Origin of the sequence: Cryobacterium aureum, assembly GCF_002954245.1 — a bacterium.
In the GTDB taxonomy this organism is placed as follows: Bacteria; Actinomycetota; Actinomycetes; order Actinomycetales; family Microbacteriaceae; genus Cryobacterium; species Cryobacterium aureum.
Genome location: NZ_PPTG01000009.1, coordinates 215,203 through 232,486, shown reverse-complemented (window position 1 = coordinate 232,486; position 17,284 = coordinate 215,203). Strand labels below are relative to the sequence as shown.

Below are 17,284 nucleotides of genomic sequence, written 5' to 3'. Positions count from 1 at the left end.
GGCGAGGCTATCGGGTGGGGTTGCGCGGGCGTTCAGGCGGTTGCGCCGGCGGCCTCGAGCGCGGGAACGGCGCCGGAGGCATCGAGGGCTGCCTCAAACGCGGCCAGTCCCTGCTCGATTTCGGCGTCGCTGACAATAAGAGCGGGAATGACGCGCACCACGTTGCCGCGCGTTCCACAGGTCAGTAGCAGCAGATTCTGCTTGATGGCGGCCTGCTGCACGGCGGCAGCAGCCTCGGGGTTCGGCTCCCCGTCGCCGTCGATGAACTCGATACCCTGCATGAGGCCGAGGCCGCGCACGTCGCCGATGACCGGCCGGGTTGCGGCGAGACGTTTGAGGCCGGCCTGCAGCTGCAGGCCGCGCACCCGGGAGTTCTCCACGAGGCCTTCTTCGCGCACCACGTCGAGGGTGGCTACGGCGGCGGCACAGGAGACGGCGTTGCCGCCGTAGGTGCCGCCCTGCGATCCGGGCCAGGCCTTCTTCATGAGGTCGAGGGGAGCAGCGATGGCCGAGAGCGGAAACCCGCTGGCCAGGCCCTTGGCGGTGATAAGAATGTCGGGGGTGATTGTGGAATATTGGTGACCCCAGAATTTGCCGGTGCGGCCGACGCCGGCCTGCACCTCGTCGAGGATCAAAATGATGCCGTGGTGAGTGGCGCGCTCGCGCAGTCCTTCGAGGAACGCTGGCGGGGTGGGCAGGTAACCGCCGTCGCCGAGGGCCGGTTCAATGATGAAGGCAGCCGTGTCGGCCGGGCTCGAGATGGTGGACAGCAGGTAGTCGAGCTCCTTGAGCGCGAAGGTGACGGCGGTCTGTTCATCCCAGCCGTAGCGAAAGGCGTAGGGGAACGGTGAGATGTGCACCCCGCCCATGATCGGCGAGAAGCCGGAGCGAAACTTGGTGCCGGCGGTAGTGAGGCTCGCGGCGGCCACGGTGCGACCGTGGAAGCCGCCGTGGAAGGCGATGATATTGGGCCGGCCGGTAGCCATGCGAGCCTGACGAACGGCCGCCTCGACCGCTTCGGAGCCCGAGTTGAGGTAGAAGACGCTGTCCATACCCACCGGCAGTACCTCGCCGAGTTTGTCGGTTAGCTCGAGCAACGGAGTGTGCATCACCGTGGTGAACTGGGCATGGATGATCTTGCCGGCCTGTTCGCGGGCGGCCGCGACGACGCGCGGGTGGCAGTGACCGGTGCTCGTGACGCCGATGCCACTCGTGAAGTCAAGGTACTTCTCGCCGTCGGTGCCGAAGATGTAGGACCCGATCGCGTGATCGACTACGACGGGTGTGGCTTGCTTGAGGGCGGGGCTGAGAATCGTCATGTGTCCATCATGCGAGTGAATGCACCGATTGTCAACAATCCTTTCAGGATGAACGGATGCAGCGAGCCGACTCGCACGGCTGGCCAGCCGAGCCATTGTTGACAATCATCCGTTTCTGCACTGTGCTGGCAGAATGCAAACGACAATTCCGAACCGCCCGATCATCGTGGTGCTGTGCGAACCGCAGGGCGCCCAGCGGCCAGCCGGAATGGACGCGATCGACGTCGTCGCCGACGTGCGGTACACCGATGCCGCCGGCCTGCCGGACGCCATCGAGCACGCCGAGATCCTGTTGCTCTGGGACTTCTTCTCGACCGCCCTGCGGGACGCCTGGCCTCGTGCCCGGGCCCTGAAATGGGTGCACGTGGCCGCGGCCGGAGTGGACACCGTGCTGTTTGATGAACTCCGCGCCTCCGACGTCGTGCTCACCAACGCCTACGGCTTCTTCGACGGCCCAATCGCCGAATTCGTGCTGGCGAACATTTTCGCCCATGACAAGCAACTGCACGAGAACCGCGCCCTGCAGCACGCTCACGAGTGGAAGCACCGGGAGACCCGGCGCACCGCAGGGAGCACGGCCCTCGTGGTGGGCACCGGCGGGATCGGCCGGCAGATCGCGCGGCTGCTGCGCGCCGTCGGCCTCGAGGTGCGGGGCGCGGGGAGGCGCGCGAGCGAGAATGACCCGGACTTTGGCACCATCGTGTCGTCGGCCGCGCTCGCCGAACACGTTGGCTGGGCCGACAATGTCGTCGTGGTCGCGCCGCTGACGACCGAGACCCGTGGCATGATCGATGCGGGCGTGTTTGAGGCGATGAAGGCATCCGCTCATCTGCTGAGTGTCGGCCGTGGGCCGCTGATCGACGAGGCAGCGCTGCTGCGGGCGCTCGAAACCGGCTCGATCGCGGCGGCCTCGCTCGACGTTTTCGTGACGGAGCCGCTGCCGGTCACGAACCCGCTCTGGGAGGCCCCTGGGGTCACCATCTCGGCCCACATGTCGGGCGATGTTGTGGGGTGGCGCGATGGCCTGGCCGCGCAATTCACCGGCAATGTGACCCGTTGGCTGGCCGCGGAGGCCCTGGTTAATGTCGTCGACAAGAAGCGCGGTTACGTGTCCCGCGCACAGTGATTGCCGACTCGTCTGATGATCACGAAACAAGAACTTTACAATAAGATTGTTGACAATCATCGTGGAGACTGCGTAGCGTCGGCTTAACACGCAGAACTCATTCACCCTGGCGGTTCCCGAGCAAGCCGCCTCTCGGCGCTCTCGGCCAGGGTGACCACGAACGGAGTAATCATGATTGCCACCATCACTCGGCGTAATGTTCTGCAGGGTGCCGGTGTCGCCGCGCTCGGCGCCGTCTTCGCGGTCGTCGCCACCGGCTGCGCCACGGTCACTCCCGCCGGCGAGGCCGTCGACGGCGGCACCGACCTGCTCGCCCTGGCCAAAAAGCAGGGCTACCTGCGTGTTGGCATCGCCAACGAACCGCCGTACACGCAGGTCAACAGTGACGGAACAGTGACGGGCTGCGAGCCCGATGTGCTCAAGGCTGTGTGCAAGCGCCTCGGCATCGACGACGTGCAGGGCATTATCACCCCCTACGAATCCATGATTCCCGGCTTGCAGGCGAACCGCTGGGACGCCGTTGCGGCCGGTCTGTTCATGAAACAGTCCCGCTGCGCCGAGGTGCTCTACTCCGAACCGGTCATCGTCTCGACCGAGTCCTTCGGTGTGCCGATAGGCAACCCCAAGAACATCCTCACCGTGGCTGACGTGCTCGCCGACGGGGGCCTGCGCATCGCCGTGCTGCCCGGAGGCTTTGAAGAGGGCATTCTTAACACCGCCAAGGTGCCGGCCTCTCAGCAGGTCAAGGTCAACGACGGCCGCAGCGGCATCGAAGCCCTCGCCGCCGACCGTGCCGACGCCTTCTTCCTGCCGACCCTGTCGCTGCGGGCGCTCAACGAGACCGACACGAGCTTCGAAGTGACCGAGCAGGTTCCGGATGCCCCGCGCACCGGCTCCGGCGCGGCCTTCCGCACCACAGACACCGCGTTCCACAAGGCCTACAACGTTGAACTCGCCGCGTTCAAGCTGACCCCCGAGTTCAAGGAAATTCTGGACCTCTGGGGCTTCGACGCCGCGGTCGTCGAGGGTGTCACCTCCGACGAACTCTGCCAGACCGAGGGCTAAGCACTTTCGTCGCCCCTTGGCTCGTGCCCGCGGCGGCCGCACGTATTGGATTTTACGTCTTGGGCCGCACGACGCGCCCGCACGAATCACGCCTCGTTGAATTGGAATGAGTGATGTCCGCCATAATCGACTACGCGCCACTGTTGTGGCAGGGACTGATGACGACGATTCTGGTCGCCGTTCTCAGCGGCGCCCTGTGTCTACTGGTCGCCTTCAGCATGGGCCTGGCCCGGTTGTCGCCGCACTGGATCATCCGCTGGCCGGCGGGAGTGTTCGTTGAAGTGTTTCGCGGCACCTCGCTCATCGTGCAGATGTTCTGGTTCTTCTACGCACTGCCTTTCTTTGGTATCCAGCTGCATCCGCTCACCGCAGCGGTGCTCGCCCTCGGCCTCAATGAGGGCGCGTACGCGGCCGAGGTCGTGCGCGGCGCGATCAGTTCCCGGGCCAAGGGCCAGACCGAGGCCGGCATCGCCCTCGGCATGTCGCCCGGGCTGCGCCTCCGCCGAATTCTGATTCCCCAGTCGATCCCGGCCATGCTGCCGCCGTTTGGCAACGTGATGGTCGACCTGCTCAAGAACACCTCGCTGGTGTCGCTCGTCACGGTCACTGATCTCACCTTTCGCGCGCAGATGATTCGCAGCACGACCGGTGAGACCGCCGCAGTCTTCCTGACCATCCTCGTCATGTATTTCCTGCTCTCGGTGCTGCTGACCCTGCTCACGCAGTGGATGGAGAAGCGCTACGCCCTCGACCGGCGGGCGCTTGCGGTGCAGCGCAAGGCGCTGCGCCAGGAGTCACGGGGGGACAAGGTGGGTGCGCTGTGATCTGGGACAACGCCTTCGCAATCTCCATTATCCCGATGTTGCTCAAGGGGCTCTGGGTCACCATTCAGCTCACCCTTCTGGGCACGCTCATCGCCGCGGTGCTGGGGCTGGTGGCCGCGGTCATCCGTCGCCTGAACATTCCGGTGGTGTCGCCGCTCGTCTCGTTCATGGTCATCTTCATTCGGGGTACGCCGCTACTGATCCAGGCCTACGTCGCGTTCTTCGTGCTGCCGATCTACGGCATCAGTTTCAACGCCTTCACGACCGGTGTCGTGATCATTGGTATCAACTACAGCGCCTATATGGCCGAGGTCTATCGCAGCGGAATCCAGGGCGTTTCGGTCGGCCAGTGGGAAGCCGCGACGGCCCTGAGCCTGCCGACCGTACGCACCTGGTGCCGGGTCATTCTGCCGCAGGCCGTACGCACCGTCATTCCCATGCTCGGCAATTACCTCATTCAGATGTTCAAGGACTCGGCCGTACTCTCGGCCATCACCGTGGTCGAACTCATGGCGACCGCGCAGTCCATCGGCACCTCGACCTACCGCTACCTCGAACCGCTCACCATGGCCGGAGCCCTCTTTTTACTGGTCAGCTACCCGGCCTCACGGCTCGTCAACAAATTGGAGCGACGCTATGCACCCAAGCAATGACCCCGGTTCAGCGGATGCCGGCCGCCCCGACGCTCCCCTTCCTGGCGGCCCGCGCACCGACCGCATCACCGGTCTGCCCACCGGATCGGCGCCGATCGTGGCCGGCGGCCCAATCGTGGCGTTCGATAATGTCAGCAAGAACTGGGGCGACAACCAGGTTCTCAAGGCGCTCAACTTCAACGTGAACCCGGGCGAGAAGGTGTCGATCATTGGCCCGTCGGGGTCGGGCAAGACCACGATTCTGCGCATTCTCATGACGCTCGAATCGCCGACCGAGGGGCAGGTGCACGTTGACGGCGATGTGCTGTGGAACGTGAAGCACGGCGACAAGATTCGAGAGACGAAGGTGATGCGCGCCACCCGCCGCAAAATCGGTATGGTCTTTCAGGGCTTCAACCTGTTTCCACACATGACGGCCCTCGAGAACATCATCGAGGCGCCGGTGCATGTCCTCGGCATGAACAAGGCGGAGGCCCGTGATCGGGCCGCCGAATTGCTGCAGCTCGTGGGTCTCGGCGCGCACATGAACCACACCCCGCCGCAGCTCAGCGGCGGCCAGCAGCAGCGCGTCGCCATCGCGCGCGCCCTGGCGATGCGGCCCAAGGTACTCCTGTTCGACGAACCCACCTCGGCCCTCGATCCGGAGCTGATCGGCGAGGTGCTCAACGTCATTCGTAACCTTGCCAACAGCACCGACATGACCATGCTCATGGTCACCCACGAGATGCGCTTCGCCGAGGAGATCAGTGACCGGGTGGTCATGTTCGACCACGGCTCGGCGGTGGAGAGCGGACCGCCGGAGCAGATCTTCAAGAACCCGCAGGAGGAGCGTACCCGTGCCTTCCTCCAGGCCGTACTCAAGCACTGATGGATTTGCCACGCGCTAACGCCGGCGAGATCTTCCGACCGCCGACCCCCGTGTCGCTGTCACCGGGGGTGGCGCCGGGCGATCGCCCGCCCACCGCCGGGCCGTTGCGCCAACGCGGAATAGGCGTCATTTGCCCGTTCGACATGGCACTCGACCGTGAGCTGTGGCGGTGGATGCCGCCCGAAGTTTCGCTGTTCTTCACTCGCACGGTATTCGTCGACGAGCCGGTCAGCGTCGAGCTCGCCCTCGAGGTCAGCGACACGGCCGACATCCTCGCGGCCGCCCTCAACCTGAGCGGTGTTAGCCCGGAAGTCATGGCGTACGCCTGCACCTCGGGCAGTTTCGTCAACGGAGTGGCCGGCTCGGATCGCATCTCGGCTGCGATGGAGCGCGGGGGAGCGCCCCGCGGCATCACGACCTCAGGCGCCCTCGTCGACGCCCTCGACTACCTGGGCGTGCAGCGCCTCGTCGTCGTCACGCCGTATGTCGCCGACCTGGCCTCGCTGCTCGACCGGTACCTGGCCGAGACCGGCCGACTGGTCGTGGCGCAGTCCTCGCTCGGCCTCGGCGAGAACATCTGGCAGGTGCCGTACGCCACCACGATCGAGCTCATTCGGGGCGCCGATGTGCCCGAGGCGGAGGCGATTTTCGTGAGCTGCACCAACCTGCCCACCTACGACATTCTGGCTCCGCTTGAACTGGAGCTCGGCAAGCCCATCATCTCGGCCAACCAGGTCACCGCGTGGGCTGCGCTGCGAGCATTGGGACTGGCTGCGGTCGGGCCGGGGCAGCGCCTGCTCGCGTAGGGCGCCGCATCCGCCTATTTGCGCTCTGTCCCAGGCGGTGCTACCGAAAGACTTCGCGCTCGTCGACACGATGATCGAGATTATCCCTGTCTAGAACTGGCTAAGCCGGGAGCGCCGCAACGTCGCGAAACAGGGTGCCGAGCTCGTCGGTGGGGTGGATTTCGCCGGCCAGGCGCAGTCCCTGCCACACCGTGACCTGGTTGGCCGTGAGCACGGGCTTGCCGAGGGCCGCTTCGAGCTCATTGATCCAGCGAGCGGAGTGCAGGGCGGTGTCGGGAATGAGAATGGCCTGCGCCGCGGGGCTGTCGTTGCTGCGGGCGAGAGCGAGCACGCCGTCGTGGTCGAGCTCACCGGCCAGGGCGGCCGTCTTAATATCGTGGCTGACCAGTTCGAGCACCGTGATTCCGGCATCTCCGAGCAGGCGGGCGAAATGCTGCGCGACATCGTGGGGGTAGGTCGCGGCGACGGCAACCGTGGTGAGACCGAGCGCGCGCACGGCCTCGACGAAGGCGAGCGAGGTCGACGATACCGGCACGCCAATGGCTGCCTCGACCTCGGCGACCTGCTGGTGGGCACCCTCCCAGCCGAAGACGAAGCTGCCAGAGGTGCAGGCCCACATGACCGCGTCAGGAGCGGATGCCTGCAGTGCGGCAGCCCCCTCGAGCAGGCGTTCGCTCTTGCCGAGGTCGAGCAGAGCCTCCACCTCGTGGGCATCGACGCCCACCGAGGTGTGCACGAGCGGAAGCTGGGCGTACCCGCCGAGCACCTCCTCCAGATAGGGGTAGTCGTCTTCGGCTCCGAAGCCGGGGTAAAGCATGCCGACGGTGACGCTCATCTGGATCTCCCTGCGATTTGGTTAATCATCATTGGAATGTAGACAATACTACAAGAATCGACCCAGCTGTGGTAGCTTGATGATTGTCGACAATCGCTCGCGCGGGTCTCTTCAGGCTCGTTCCGCGCTTCCTGAAGGAGCAGCCACTCATGGATTCACTCGAATGGGCCACCGCCACCGAACTGGTCGATGCCTACCGCGCGCGGGAGGTCTCGCCGGTGGAGGTCACGCAGGCCGCCCTCGACGCGATCGAGACCGGCAATACAGCGATCAATGCTTGGTGTCTGGTCGACGCCGAATCTGCCCTCAGCGACGCGCGGACATCCGAAGCGCGCTGGCAAGCGGGAACGCCGCAGGGGCTCGCTGACGGCGTGCCCACCTCGATCAAAGACCTCATGCTCACCCGCGGCTGGCCCACCCTGCGTGGCTCGACGCTGATCACGCCGGGAAGCAATGACTGGACCGAAGACGCGCCCGCGGTCGCCAGGTTGCGGGAGAACGGCGCGGTGCTGCTCGGCAAGGTAACGACCCCGGAATTCGGCTGGAAGGGCGTCACCCATGGCCCGCTTACCGGCGTGACCCGCAATCCCCGGGACCACTCCAAAACCTCGGGCGGGTCGAGCGGCGGCAGCGCGGCCGCGGTCGCCGCCGGTATGGGCGCATGGTCGGTGGGAACGGATGGCGGCGGCTCGGTGCGCATACCGGCCAGCTTCACCGGCGTGGTCGGTCTCAAACCCACCTACGGGGTCATTCCCCTTTATCCAGCCAGCCCGTTCGGAACCCTCGCCCACGCCGGACCGCTCACCCGCTCGGTCGCGGACGCGGCCCTCATGCTGGACGTGCTCGCCGGCCCCGACCCGCGCGACTGGTCGTCGGCCGCAGCGCCGCGCGACTTGTTCAGCGCCGGCCTTGATGGCGGGGTACAAGGAATGCGCATCGCGTTCAGCTCCAACCTCGGCTACGGCACCAATGACCCCGAGGTCGAGGTCGCCGTGCGCACCGCCGTCGCCGTGCTCGCCAGCCTCGGCGCCGAGGTGACCGAGATCGAACTCGGCTGGAGCGACCCGGTCTGGGCCTACCACGTGCTCTGGTTCGCGGGATCGGCCAAGGTGCTCGAACCGTTTGGCGAAGCCGCTCTCGACCAGATCGACCCCGGACTGCGTGCGTCACTCGAGCGCTACCCGAACTTCACGGCGAGCGACTTTCTCGACGCCACCGCGGTGCGCATGAAGCTCGGCCACGACATGGGCGTGCTGCACGAGCAGTACGACGTGCTGCTCACCCCGACCCTGCCGATCACCGCGTTCGAGGCCGGGGTCGATGTTCCGGCCGGCTCGGCCTCACCGGACTGGACCTCGTGGACCCCGTACTCCTACCCGTTCAACCTTACCCAGCAGCCCGCGATCACCGTGCCCTGCGGATTCACGAGCGAGAACCTGCCGGTGGGACTGCAGATCGTCGGGCCGCGTCACGCGGATGCGCGCATTCTGCGGGTCGCCGCCGCCTACGAACAGGCCGCGCAGTGGCCGGCCGGTATTAAACCCAACAGATAAGGACCCCCATGGCTCGCTACATCACCATCACCCTGGAGCAGCGCGGCGTCAGCTGCAAGGCCCTGCTGCTCGACGACGAGGCACCCCGCACGAGCAACGCCGTCTGGGACGCCCTACCCCTCAGCGGCCAGGTCTTTCACGGCAAGTATGCCCGCAATGAGATCTACAACCTGGTACCCGCCTTCGCGCCCGCCGAGCCCGGTGCCGAGAACACGACGATCACCCCGATCCCCGGCGACGTCTGCTACTTCACCTTCTCAGCGAACGATCTGCAGACCCCCTCACACGGCTATGAGGCCGGCGGTGGTCCCAAAGAACTCAGCACCATCGTCGACCTCGCGGTGTTCTACGACCGCAACAACCTGCTCATCAACGGCGACAGCGGCTGGGTTCCCGGCAACGTATTCGCGACCATCATCGAGGGCCTGCCCGAAATGAAGGCCGCCTGCCAAGACGTCTGGATGGGCGGCGCTCGCGGTGAGACCCTCACCTACGCCCGCTTCGAGGAATAGCTAACAGCGCGACAAGCGGATGCGCCGGGAACAGTCGCTCCCGGCGCATCCGCTTGTCTGGTTTCACATCAACGGATGACCGTGATCGGTACGGTGTGCAGCGCAACCGCCCCGAGCTGGTCCGTCATCGCGCAGCCCGGGAACAGCCCCGACCAGGGTGCCGAGGCCGGTCAGCCAGCGCTGCTCGAGGGTGGGAATAAAGCTCGGCTTGAACTTAAACAGCACCACGTGCACGGGGGAGTTGAGCGGGGTCCCGGCGGCGCTGTCCCAGGAATGCAGCGATCGGGCGAGGTCGTTGTAGTTCTGCGATTCGTTGGCGAACCGCTGACCGTGGCGGTTGATCATGATCGAGCCTGGCCCCTGCCGTTCAAAGCGCAGCAGCGTGCCGACCTTCTCGCCGTCGCGCAGGTCACCGGGAATGATCGACATCGGCGCCCACCAGGCTTCGTGGGTGCCGCCGTGGCGGGCACCACCGCGCTGCGCCATTTTTAGGCCGTCACCCGTGTTCGACGGCGGTGAGCAGACGACGTGCAGGCGGCTCTGTAGCAGGCCGCCGGCGAGTTTCTTATCCCGCTCGAACCCGCCGCAGGCCAGCACGACGCCGTCGGTTGCCGTGAACGTGCGACCTTCGACGACGACGACGACGACGACGAAAGCCTCTGGCGGCCGCCGTCGGCCGGCCCCGGTCCCGCTATCGGGGCAGGGGCAGGCGCTGTCGGATCGGCCGCGGACGGTCTGCCCCGAGAGCGCGAGATGCTGCCCGCGGCTGTTTTCAAGGCCGGCACGGTGGCGCGCAGGTCCTCGCTGCCTCGGGGAACGATAACGTTGAGGCCGGCGATGATGGTGTTGCTGCGGTCGAAGACGGGAACGGCGATGCCCGTGGCTGCCGACACGATGATGCCGGTAACGCTCGCGTAGCCGAGCTGTCGAATCTTAGCGAGCAGCCGGCGCAGCGCCGCCGGATCGGTTGGGGTCTGGTCGGTATACCGATCGCGATGCCGCTGCGCGACTGACCACCCACGGGTCGGCGGTCAACATCACCCAGATCGCCGGCCGGCTGCCATCTACGCCTGCTCCTCCGGTCTCGTGCTGCTCGCATATTCGGCGCCCGACTAGCGCACGTCGTCGCCGTCGAGAACGCCCAGGGTGGTGTGTTCCTGCACGACTGTTTGCACGTCCTCCATGAACGGTAACTCAGTGTGCCCGTAGCTCGGTCTGGGAAACGTGAGTGTCAGTGCGAATTCAGGTTCGTACAGAAATCCAAAAGCATGTGAGATTCCCTCGACTTCAGAGGTCGAGCTTGGTACACTTGTTCTATGAGCCAGAGCGGCGACACCCCCCAGCCGGGCTTCGTTGATCCGTTCTTAGCGGCCCACGGTTACTGGCCTTCAACGCCCGAGGAGCGCGCCGAGTTTGATGCGTTCTGGGCGCTGTGCCAGGCAGACTTTCGGGTCGAGATCGCCGAGGGCCTCGGGCAGTTCGCTCCGTACGATGCCGTTGAAGAGATCGATACCGCGCCCGTTAGTCCGGACCCCTTCTTAGTGGATCCTGTCGGCCCAGCGTTCTACCGCCGGGAGATGCGGGCGGGTCCGCCTCTGCCGGCCGGCCTGGACCTGACCGAGGTCTTCGCCGCTGTGCCGCCCGAGCACCGGTTCGATGACGACCTTCGCGAAGAGTTCCTCTACACCGAGTACCTCCGCACCGAGCACGACAGTAACGACGAGCCGGGCCAGCCGATACCGTTCGACAGCAGTCCGGCCGACAGCAGTCCGGGCGACTGCAGTCCGGCCGACGTTTTGAGTCCGTTCCAGCGGCATCAGGCGCAGTTCGTTGACCGGGTGCTTTACTTCGAGAAGGTCATCTCGTGGGCGCAGGCGAGCAAGGCGGAGGTTCTTACCGAGGCGTGGGACTACACCACCAACACCGCCGAGACCGGCCGGCCCCTGTCCGGGCCGGGCCACGAGCACGACTGGGACGCGACGTTCGCCGCGCAGCAGGGCCTCGTGGCGGAGATGGCGTGTGCGTTGCGCATTCCGGGCGGCACCGCCTCCGGGCTCCTGCAGGAGAGCCGGCAACTGGTGGTCGAGCGGCCCGATACTCTCACCGCGCTCCGCGCCGGAGACATTTCCCTCCGCCATGCCCGCCGGGTGATCGAGCAGCTCGGTTCCGTCCCGCAGCCCGCCCGGGCCGAACTGGAAGCGATGTTGCTGCCGCACGCCAAACGCCTCACCGCGACGCAGTTTGACGGCAAAGCCCGCAAGCTCCGGGAACGCTTCCACCCCGACAGCATTACCGTGCGCCGCAGCCGGTGCCTCTCCGATCGCCGGGTACAGTTCTTCCCCGACAAAGACGGCATGGCCACCCTCTGGTTGCGCGCCGCTGGCGACGATCTGCAGGGCATCTATACCCGGGTCACCGACGCCGCCCTCAGCCTGCAAGGCCCCGATGAGCCCCGCACCCTCAGTCAGCTGCGCGCGGATGTCGCCATCGACCTCCTCGCCCAGGGTGTCACCGGCAGCGGCCTCGGTGCGGGACTCACCGCCAACGTCAACATCACTGTGCCGGTGCTCACTCTCCTGGGAAAAAGCGAGGAACCCGGCGAGCTTGAAGGGTACGGGCCGATCGACCCGGAAACCGCCCGCCGCCTCGCCGGCACCGCGACGAGTTTCCTGCGCATCCTCACCCACCCGCACACCGGCATCGTCCTCGACGTCAGCGCCACCCCCTTCCGGGTGCCGGCGAGTCTGAAGAAGTACCTGCGGCTGCGGGATGGAACCTGCCGGTTCCCCGGCTGCAACCGCTCCGCCGGCCACAGCGACCTCGACCACACCATCGACAAACAATTCGGCGGCCCCACCACCGCCACCAACCTGCACTTTCTCTCTCCGGCGCACCACAACCTGAAGCACTTCAGCGATTGGAAGGTCACCGCTGACCCCGATGGAACCCTGCACTGGACCAGCCCCGCTGGCAAGCACTACGCCACCGACCCCGCCACCCGAATCAGCCCCCACCTACAACAAACCGCGCCACCAGCTACAGCACCTCCACCGGCCGCACCATCACCCGAGCCCAACCCGTGGACCTCCGCCTGGGACACCGACAAAGCCGGGAACCCTGACCCCCACCCGTTCTAGTGTTGTCGAGGCCAAGAAGGCCAATCGACGTGGCCTGTCACTCCCCGATCGGAGGAGTGTGGAAGGTATTCGGCCTGAAACCACAACGGCAGACCGGGTTCCAGCTCTCCCACGATCGGAAGTTCGTCTACAACGAACTTCCGACGCAGGACACTGGTCGAACTATCAGGAACGAGCGGTTAGGCCGAAGCGAGCGTGTGCGCCAGGCGCACGGGCTCAACACGAATGCTGGTGCGTTCGCACCCGGTGCACTTGAGAACGTAACGGGGAAGGGTGATGCGCAGTGCCTGCGCGGGGTTGGGTTTCAAGTCGGCCTGAGACTTGCAAAACGGGCAGGTAATTCGCATCGAGGGTTGTCCCTTGGCTTGGTTCTGCGCAAGCGATAACTCGCGTCAGATTGACCATAGGGGGCGATGGCGGTTTTCCGCGCCCCCTTGAACTTCCCCGCAAAGTATGTATACAGAGCAGTTCGTCTGTCCCCGTTTCGACGGACTCTATCGCAGACGATCCGGACTGAGCCCGAATAGCGTTCTCAACGTGGAAAATTTGTGTATACGGAGATTTGTGCGGGCTGTACATTCGCTGCCGTGTGAGCCCCCACGAGAGCGCTTGAAGCCCGCGGACATACACTGTGCCCATGAAAACTGTGTCAACAAATGCCGAGCACGGCACCCCCGGGCTGGCCGCCGTCGAGCCGAGTCCCGCCACGGCGCCGCCCCTCGCGCCGAAGACGGCCAGCGCCCGCCGCACACTCACCGTCACCTGGCACCAGCAGCACAAGAAGACCCTCACCACCGGGGAGCGGGCCGCCGACACCATGCGCAACTCCATGGGCAGCTGGCGATTCGTCGGCGGCTTCGTGCTATTCATGATCCTCTGGGCCGGGGCGAATTCCTTCGCGTCCGGCTGGGATCCCTACCCGTTCATTCTGCTCAACCTGTTTTTGAGCATGCTCGCCGGCTTGCAGGGTGCCATTCTGCTCATCTCGGCCAAGCGACAGGATGCGATCTCGGCGGCCCTGGCCCAGCACGACTTCGACACCAACATCGCCGCCAAGACCGACATCGAAGCGCTGCTCGAGATCAACAATCGTCAGCTCGCCATGATCAGCGACCTGCAGGCTATTCTCGAACGCCTCGACCTGCCGACCCGATCGGCGGGGTCGACGCCCGCGACGAACGACTAGCCGGTCGAACAACCCACTAAGCGGATGCCGCCAGCAGGCTCACGACGACGGTGTCGCCTTTGGTCGACAGCTGGCCGACTTCCACGAAGCCGAGGCGGTCGTGGAAGGCGAGAGAGCCCGGGTTCCGCGGCTCGAGGTTGACCTCGCAGAGAACCTCCGCGAGTAGGTCGCGGCGGGCAGCGCCGAAGATGGCGTCGTAGAGCACCTGGCCGAGGCCCTGCCCGCGATAACCGTCGGCCACAACGATGCGGTCAACGTAGAGAAAATCACTGGACCTCGCCGAGAACCAGCGGTAGTTCTCGCTCTCATATTCCGCCCCGGCGACGAACAGAATGGCGAATCCGAGCACCGTGGTGACATCATCGTCGTCGACAACGGCGACCGCGAGGTGGCTGTGCGAAAAGAGTTCGGCCAGCGCTGGGGCATCCAGCTCATTCACGGCGGGAACCGCCGCATTGTTGAGCGCGAGCAGACGCGGCAGATCGGCAGGGACGAGAGAACGGATCGAGAAGGTCACCCCTCAACGATAGGCCGTGCGCGAGGCCGTGATTGGTTCCTCTACGCCGCCAATTGCTGGCGCGCCCGATAGACCGCCGTCGCGATCACCAGATCTTCCCACGACATACCCGTGCTCTTGAAGATGCGCGGCCGGCCCAGATCTGCCACGACAGTGCCGAGCGCCAGGTTACGAAGCGGTACGAGGTCGCCCGGCTGGATCGCACCATCGATCAGAGCCATGATCACGTCACCGGCCTCCCGCAGCGCCGTCGCCGGGTCTTCGACGATCACCTGGGAGCGGGCGAGGAGCGCGGAGTCGAGCTCGCGGGCATCCGTTTCGTGCGAACCGACCGCGACCACGCAGCAGTCGGCGGGCACCAGGGTTCCATCGAACAGGGGAGTGCGGGCGGTCGTGGCGCACACGATGAGCTGCGCCGCACTGACGTCGGCCGCGATGCCGACCCGGGCTGGCAGGCCGCTAGCGCTCACCCGCGCAGCGAACAGCTCGGCACGGGGCTGGTCGCGGGCGACGATCGTGACCCGGTTAATCGAGCGGATGGCCCGCATCGCCTCGATGTGTCCCCAGGCTTGCGGCCCCGATCCGAACACGACTAGGTGTTCCACGGCGCGAGGCGCCAGGTAATCGGCGGCGGCGGCTGACACTGCTGGGGTACGCAGGGTCGTGATCGCGGCGCCGTCGAGCAGGCAGACCGGGGTGAGGCTCGCGGCATCGAGCAATAGGTAGACGCCCTGGATGCGCTCCCGGCCGAGGGCCGGGTTACCCGGCGCGACTGACGCCACCTTGATTCCCACGAAATCGGGCGCCTCGGTGGGCATGAGGAGCAGTTGGCCGCTTACGACCGGCAGCACCTGCCGGGCGAAATCCTGCGCCGGGTCGAGCCCGCCCAGGAGCGCGTTCTGCACGGCGGTTACGGCCGCTGTGTAGTCAACCTGCTCGAAAATTTCGGCGGCAGAAACCAAGGCAGCCGGCGGGGCCGGCGAAACGATCGGAAGTTGTTCTGCTCGAATTGTCATCCCTCGCAGACTATCGGACCGGTGCGGGCCACCTCGAGCCCTGCCAGAATGGACTGTCGCCGTTTCACTCTGGCGACTCGTTCGAGGAGACGACGGCGTATGACTCACCAGGTGGGCACGAACACCAACACGAGCACCAGCAACTACCGCGCAGCGCGCGATCAGCTTCTGGCCCTGCGCGAGGATCACGCCCGTGCCGCGCAGGAGTTTGAATGGCCCGATGTGGGAGAACACTTCAACTGGGCCACCGACTGGTTCGACGTGCTCGCCCGTGGTAACGACAAGATAGCGCTGTGGATCGTCGAAGAAGACGGCAGTGAGCAGAAGTTCACCTTCGACGAGATGGCCCACCGGTCCGACCAGGTTGCCACCTGGCTCAGCCATCAGGGCGTGCGGCGCGGCGATCACATCATGCTCATGCTCGGTAACCAGCGTGAGATCTGGGAGGCGATGCTCGCCATCATGAAGGTCGGCGCTGTCATCATGCCCACGAGCGCCGTGCTCGCCTCGCACGATTTGACCGACCGGGTGCAACGCGGCGGCGTCACCCACGTCATCGCCAACTCGGCCGATGCGGCCAAATTCGACGACGTTCAAGGTGACTACGGACGAATCGGCGTCGGGGAAGCACGCCCCGGCTGGGCCGACTTCGCCGATGCCTACCTTGTCACGCCAGAGCCCATCGAGACGGTCGTGGCCTCCGCTGACCCGTCCCTGATCTACTTCACCTCCGGCACGACGAGCAAGCCCAAAATGGTGCTGCACTCACAGACCTCCTACCCGGTCGGCCACCTCTCGACCATGTACTGGCTGGGCCTGCGCCCCGGCGACGTACACCTCGCCATCAGCTCACCCGGCTGGGGCAAGCACGCCTGGAGCTGTTTCTTCGCCCCGTGGATCGCCGAGGCCACCGTGTTCGTCTATAACTACTCCAAGTTCGACCCGGCCGCCCTGATTGCGCAGCTGCACCGCGCGAAGGTCAGCACGTTCTGTGCGCCGCCCACGGTCTGGCGCATGCTCATCCAAGCGGATGTCGGCGCTCGCCCCGCGAGCCTGCGCGAGTTGCTCTCGGCCGGAGAACCGCTCAACCCCGAGGTTATCCGGCAGATCGACAATGGCTGGAAACTGACCATCCGCGACGGATTCGGCCAGACCGAAACTACAGCCATCGTCGGAAACGGGCCCGGATCCGTGCTGAAAGCCGGCTCGATGGGCCTGCCCCTGCCCGGCGTCTCGATCAAGCTGCTCGACCCCATCACCGAGCTGCCGGCCGACGAGGGCGAGATCTGCCTCGACCTCTCGCAGAGCCCGGTCAATCTCATGAGCGGCTACCACGGCGAACCCGACCTCACCGCGCACGCCATTCGCGGCGGCTTCTTTCACACCGGCGATGTCGCCAACGTGGATGCCGATGGTTACCTCACCTTCATCGGCCGCACCGACGACGTGTTCAAGTCGAGCGACTACAAGGTCTCACCGTTTGAGGTGGAGAGCGTGCTGCTCGAACACCCGGCAGTCGCCGAGGCCGCCGTCGTTCCAGCACCCGATGCGACCAGGCTGAGCATTCCCAAGGCCTACATTCATCTCGCGCCGGGCTGGGAACCGACGGCCGAGACCGCCGAAGCCGTGCTGCGACACGCCCGCACCGGGCTCCCGGCCTACATGCGGGTGCGGCGGGTGGAGTTCTTTGACCTGCCCAAGACCATCTCGGGCAAGATCCGCCGGGTAGAGCTGCGCGAGCGCGAAGACGACGCGGCCGCGGCCGGTAGCCGATTGCCGGGCGAGTGGCGCGACGACCAGTTTCCGGGGCTCAAGCGCTAACAGCATCCGCTTAAAAAACGGGACTTAGGGCCCGTGACGCGTTCCA

At 65.7% G+C, this 17,284-nt stretch carries 15 protein-coding genes and 2 pseudogenes; 11 read left to right on the top strand and 6 right to left on the bottom strand.

Going from position 1 to position 17,284, the window contains the following annotated elements; all coding sequences use genetic code 11:
* Window positions 1-32: 32 nt before the first annotated feature.
* Complete coding sequence (locus CJ028_RS04050; RefSeq protein WP_105033991.1) at window positions 33-1,319, bottom strand: aspartate aminotransferase family protein; 1,287 nt, start codon at window positions 1,317-1,319, stop codon at window positions 33-35.
* A 133-nt stretch (window positions 1,320-1,452) separates the two neighbouring features.
* Between CJ028_RS04050 and CJ028_RS04045 the strand changes: the two genes are divergently transcribed.
* From CJ028_RS04045 to CJ028_RS04020, 6 genes are all read left to right on the top strand, one after another.
* Window positions 1,453-2,445, top strand: a complete 993-nt coding sequence (locus CJ028_RS04045) for a D-2-hydroxyacid dehydrogenase (protein ID WP_105033990.1) — start codon at window positions 1,453-1,455, stop codon at window positions 2,443-2,445.
* A gap of 171 nt (window positions 2,446-2,616) precedes the next feature.
* Complete coding sequence (ehuB, locus tag CJ028_RS04040; RefSeq protein ID WP_105033989.1) at window positions 2,617-3,510, top strand: ectoine/hydroxyectoine ABC transporter substrate-binding protein EhuB; 894 nt, start codon at window positions 2,617-2,619, stop codon at window positions 3,508-3,510.
* A 113-nt stretch (window positions 3,511-3,623) separates the two neighbouring features.
* A complete protein-coding gene (gene ehuC, locus CJ028_RS04035) occupies window positions 3,624-4,334 on the top strand; it encodes an ectoine/hydroxyectoine ABC transporter permease subunit EhuC (protein ID WP_105033988.1) in 711 nt (236 codons plus the stop codon).
* Complete coding sequence (gene ehuD, locus CJ028_RS04030) at window positions 4,331-4,987, top strand: ectoine/hydroxyectoine ABC transporter permease subunit EhuD (RefSeq protein WP_105033987.1); 657 nt, start codon at window positions 4,331-4,333, stop codon at window positions 4,985-4,987. The genes ehuC and ehuD overlap by 4 nt, the downstream gene beginning before the upstream one ends.
* Complete coding sequence (ehuA, locus tag CJ028_RS04025; protein ID WP_105033986.1) at window positions 4,971-5,855, top strand: ectoine/hydroxyectoine ABC transporter ATP-binding protein EhuA; 885 nt, start codon at window positions 4,971-4,973, stop codon at window positions 5,853-5,855. The genes ehuD and ehuA overlap by 17 nt, the downstream gene beginning before the upstream one ends.
* The gene (locus CJ028_RS04020; RefSeq protein WP_161498884.1) at window positions 5,855-6,661 is read left to right on the top strand and encodes a maleate cis-trans isomerase family protein; all 807 of its coding nucleotides are present in this window, start codon (window positions 5,855-5,857) and stop codon (window positions 6,659-6,661) included. Before ehuA ends, CJ028_RS04020 begins: the two co-directional genes overlap by 1 nt.
* Before the next feature lie 100 nt (window positions 6,662-6,761).
* Here the strand turns inward: CJ028_RS04020 and CJ028_RS04015 are convergent, their stop codons facing one another.
* Window positions 6,762-7,496 carry a maleate cis-trans isomerase family protein gene (locus CJ028_RS04015; RefSeq protein ID WP_105033985.1) on the bottom strand — a complete coding sequence of 245 codons (735 nt, stop codon included), beginning with the start codon at window positions 7,494-7,496 and terminating at the stop codon, window positions 6,762-6,764.
* A gap of 149 nt (window positions 7,497-7,645) precedes the next feature.
* On the opposite strand from CJ028_RS04015, the gene CJ028_RS04010 reads away from it, so the two are divergent.
* Both CJ028_RS04010 and CJ028_RS04005 read left to right on the top strand, forming a co-directional pair.
* On the top strand, window positions 7,646-9,049 hold the full coding sequence (locus CJ028_RS04010; RefSeq protein WP_105033984.1) for an amidase: 1,404 nt from the start codon (window positions 7,646-7,648) through the stop codon (window positions 9,047-9,049).
* A gap of 8 nt (window positions 9,050-9,057) precedes the next feature.
* Window positions 9,058-9,561, top strand: coding sequence for a DUF3830 family protein (locus tag CJ028_RS04005; protein ID WP_105033983.1), 504 nt, complete (start codon window positions 9,058-9,060; stop codon window positions 9,559-9,561).
* A gap of 63 nt (window positions 9,562-9,624) precedes the next feature.
* Here the strand turns inward: CJ028_RS04005 and CJ028_RS04000 are convergent.
* Together CJ028_RS04000 and CJ028_RS21880 are read right to left on the bottom strand one after the other, a co-directional pair.
* Window positions 9,625-10,182, bottom strand: a pseudogene (locus CJ028_RS04000) (FAD-binding protein); the annotation flags it as partial.
* A 137-nt stretch (window positions 10,183-10,319) separates the two neighbouring features.
* A pseudogene (locus CJ028_RS21880) lies at window positions 10,320-10,553 on the bottom strand (IclR family transcriptional regulator domain-containing protein); the annotation flags it as partial.
* A gap of 324 nt (window positions 10,554-10,877) precedes the next feature.
* Between CJ028_RS21880 and CJ028_RS03990 the strand changes: the two are divergent.
* Together CJ028_RS03990 and CJ028_RS03985 are read left to right on the top strand one after the other, a co-directional pair.
* On the top strand, window positions 10,878-12,698 hold the full coding sequence (locus CJ028_RS03990) for an HNH endonuclease signature motif containing protein (protein ID WP_105033980.1): 1,821 nt from the start codon (window positions 10,878-10,880) through the stop codon (window positions 12,696-12,698).
* Between the two features lie 637 nt (window positions 12,699-13,335).
* The gene (locus tag CJ028_RS03985; protein ID WP_338064124.1) at window positions 13,336-13,884 is read left to right on the top strand and encodes a DUF1003 domain-containing protein; all 549 of its coding nucleotides are present in this window, start codon (window positions 13,336-13,338) and stop codon (window positions 13,882-13,884) included.
* A 16-nt stretch (window positions 13,885-13,900) separates the two neighbouring features.
* On the opposite strand, the gene CJ028_RS03980 is transcribed toward CJ028_RS03985, so the two are convergent.
* Together CJ028_RS03980 and CJ028_RS03975 are read right to left on the bottom strand one after the other, a co-directional pair.
* Window positions 13,901-14,401, bottom strand: a complete 501-nt coding sequence (locus CJ028_RS03980; protein WP_105033979.1) for a GNAT family N-acetyltransferase — start codon at window positions 14,399-14,401, stop codon at window positions 13,901-13,903.
* A gap of 41 nt (window positions 14,402-14,442) precedes the next feature.
* The gene (locus CJ028_RS03975) at window positions 14,443-15,417 is read right to left on the bottom strand and encodes an ornithine cyclodeaminase family protein (protein WP_105033978.1); all 975 of its coding nucleotides are present in this window, start codon (window positions 15,415-15,417) and stop codon (window positions 14,443-14,445) included.
* Window positions 15,418-15,516: 99 nt separating this feature from the next.
* Here CJ028_RS03975 and CJ028_RS03970 point away from each other — a divergent pair, with 99 nt between their 5' ends.
* Window positions 15,517-17,238 carry an AMP-binding protein gene (locus CJ028_RS03970; RefSeq protein WP_105033977.1) on the top strand — a complete coding sequence of 574 codons (1,722 nt, stop codon included), beginning with the start codon at window positions 15,517-15,519 and terminating at the stop codon, window positions 17,236-17,238.
* Window positions 17,239-17,284 lie beyond the last annotated feature (46 nt).

Coding starts and splice junctions, on each gene's coding strand:
- CJ028_RS04020 (WP_161498884.1), top strand. CDS start 5,855: ATGGATTTGCCACGCGCTAACGCCGGCGAGATCTTCCGACCGCCGACC.
- CJ028_RS04010 (WP_105033984.1), top strand. CDS start 7,646: ATGGATTCACTCGAATGGGCCACCGCCACCGAACTGGTCGATGCCTAC.
- CJ028_RS03970 (WP_105033977.1), top strand. CDS start 15,517: ATGACTCACCAGGTGGGCACGAACACCAACACGAGCACCAGCAACTAC.
- CJ028_RS03975 (WP_105033978.1), bottom strand. CDS start 15,417: ATGACAATTCGAGCAGAACAACTTCCGATCGTTTCGCCGGCCCCGCCG.
- CJ028_RS04005 (WP_105033983.1), top strand. CDS start 9,058: ATGGCTCGCTACATCACCATCACCCTGGAGCAGCGCGGCGTCAGCTGC.
- CJ028_RS04015 (WP_105033985.1), bottom strand. CDS start 7,496: ATGAGCGTCACCGTCGGCATGCTTTACCCCGGCTTCGGAGCCGAAGAC.
- CJ028_RS03985 (WP_338064124.1), top strand. CDS start 13,336: ATGAAAACTGTGTCAACAAATGCCGAGCACGGCACCCCCGGGCTGGCC.
- ehuA (WP_105033986.1), top strand. CDS start 4,971: ATGCACCCAAGCAATGACCCCGGTTCAGCGGATGCCGGCCGCCCCGAC.
- CJ028_RS04050 (WP_105033991.1), bottom strand. CDS start 1,319: ATGACGATTCTCAGCCCCGCCCTCAAGCAAGCCACACCCGTCGTAGTC.
- CJ028_RS03990 (WP_105033980.1), top strand. CDS start 10,878: ATGAGCCAGAGCGGCGACACCCCCCAGCCGGGCTTCGTTGATCCGTTC.
- ehuB (WP_105033989.1), top strand. CDS start 2,617: ATGATTGCCACCATCACTCGGCGTAATGTTCTGCAGGGTGCCGGTGTC.
- CJ028_RS04045 (WP_105033990.1), top strand. CDS start 1,453: ATGCAAACGACAATTCCGAACCGCCCGATCATCGTGGTGCTGTGCGAA.
- ehuC (WP_105033988.1), top strand. CDS start 3,624: ATGTCCGCCATAATCGACTACGCGCCACTGTTGTGGCAGGGACTGATG.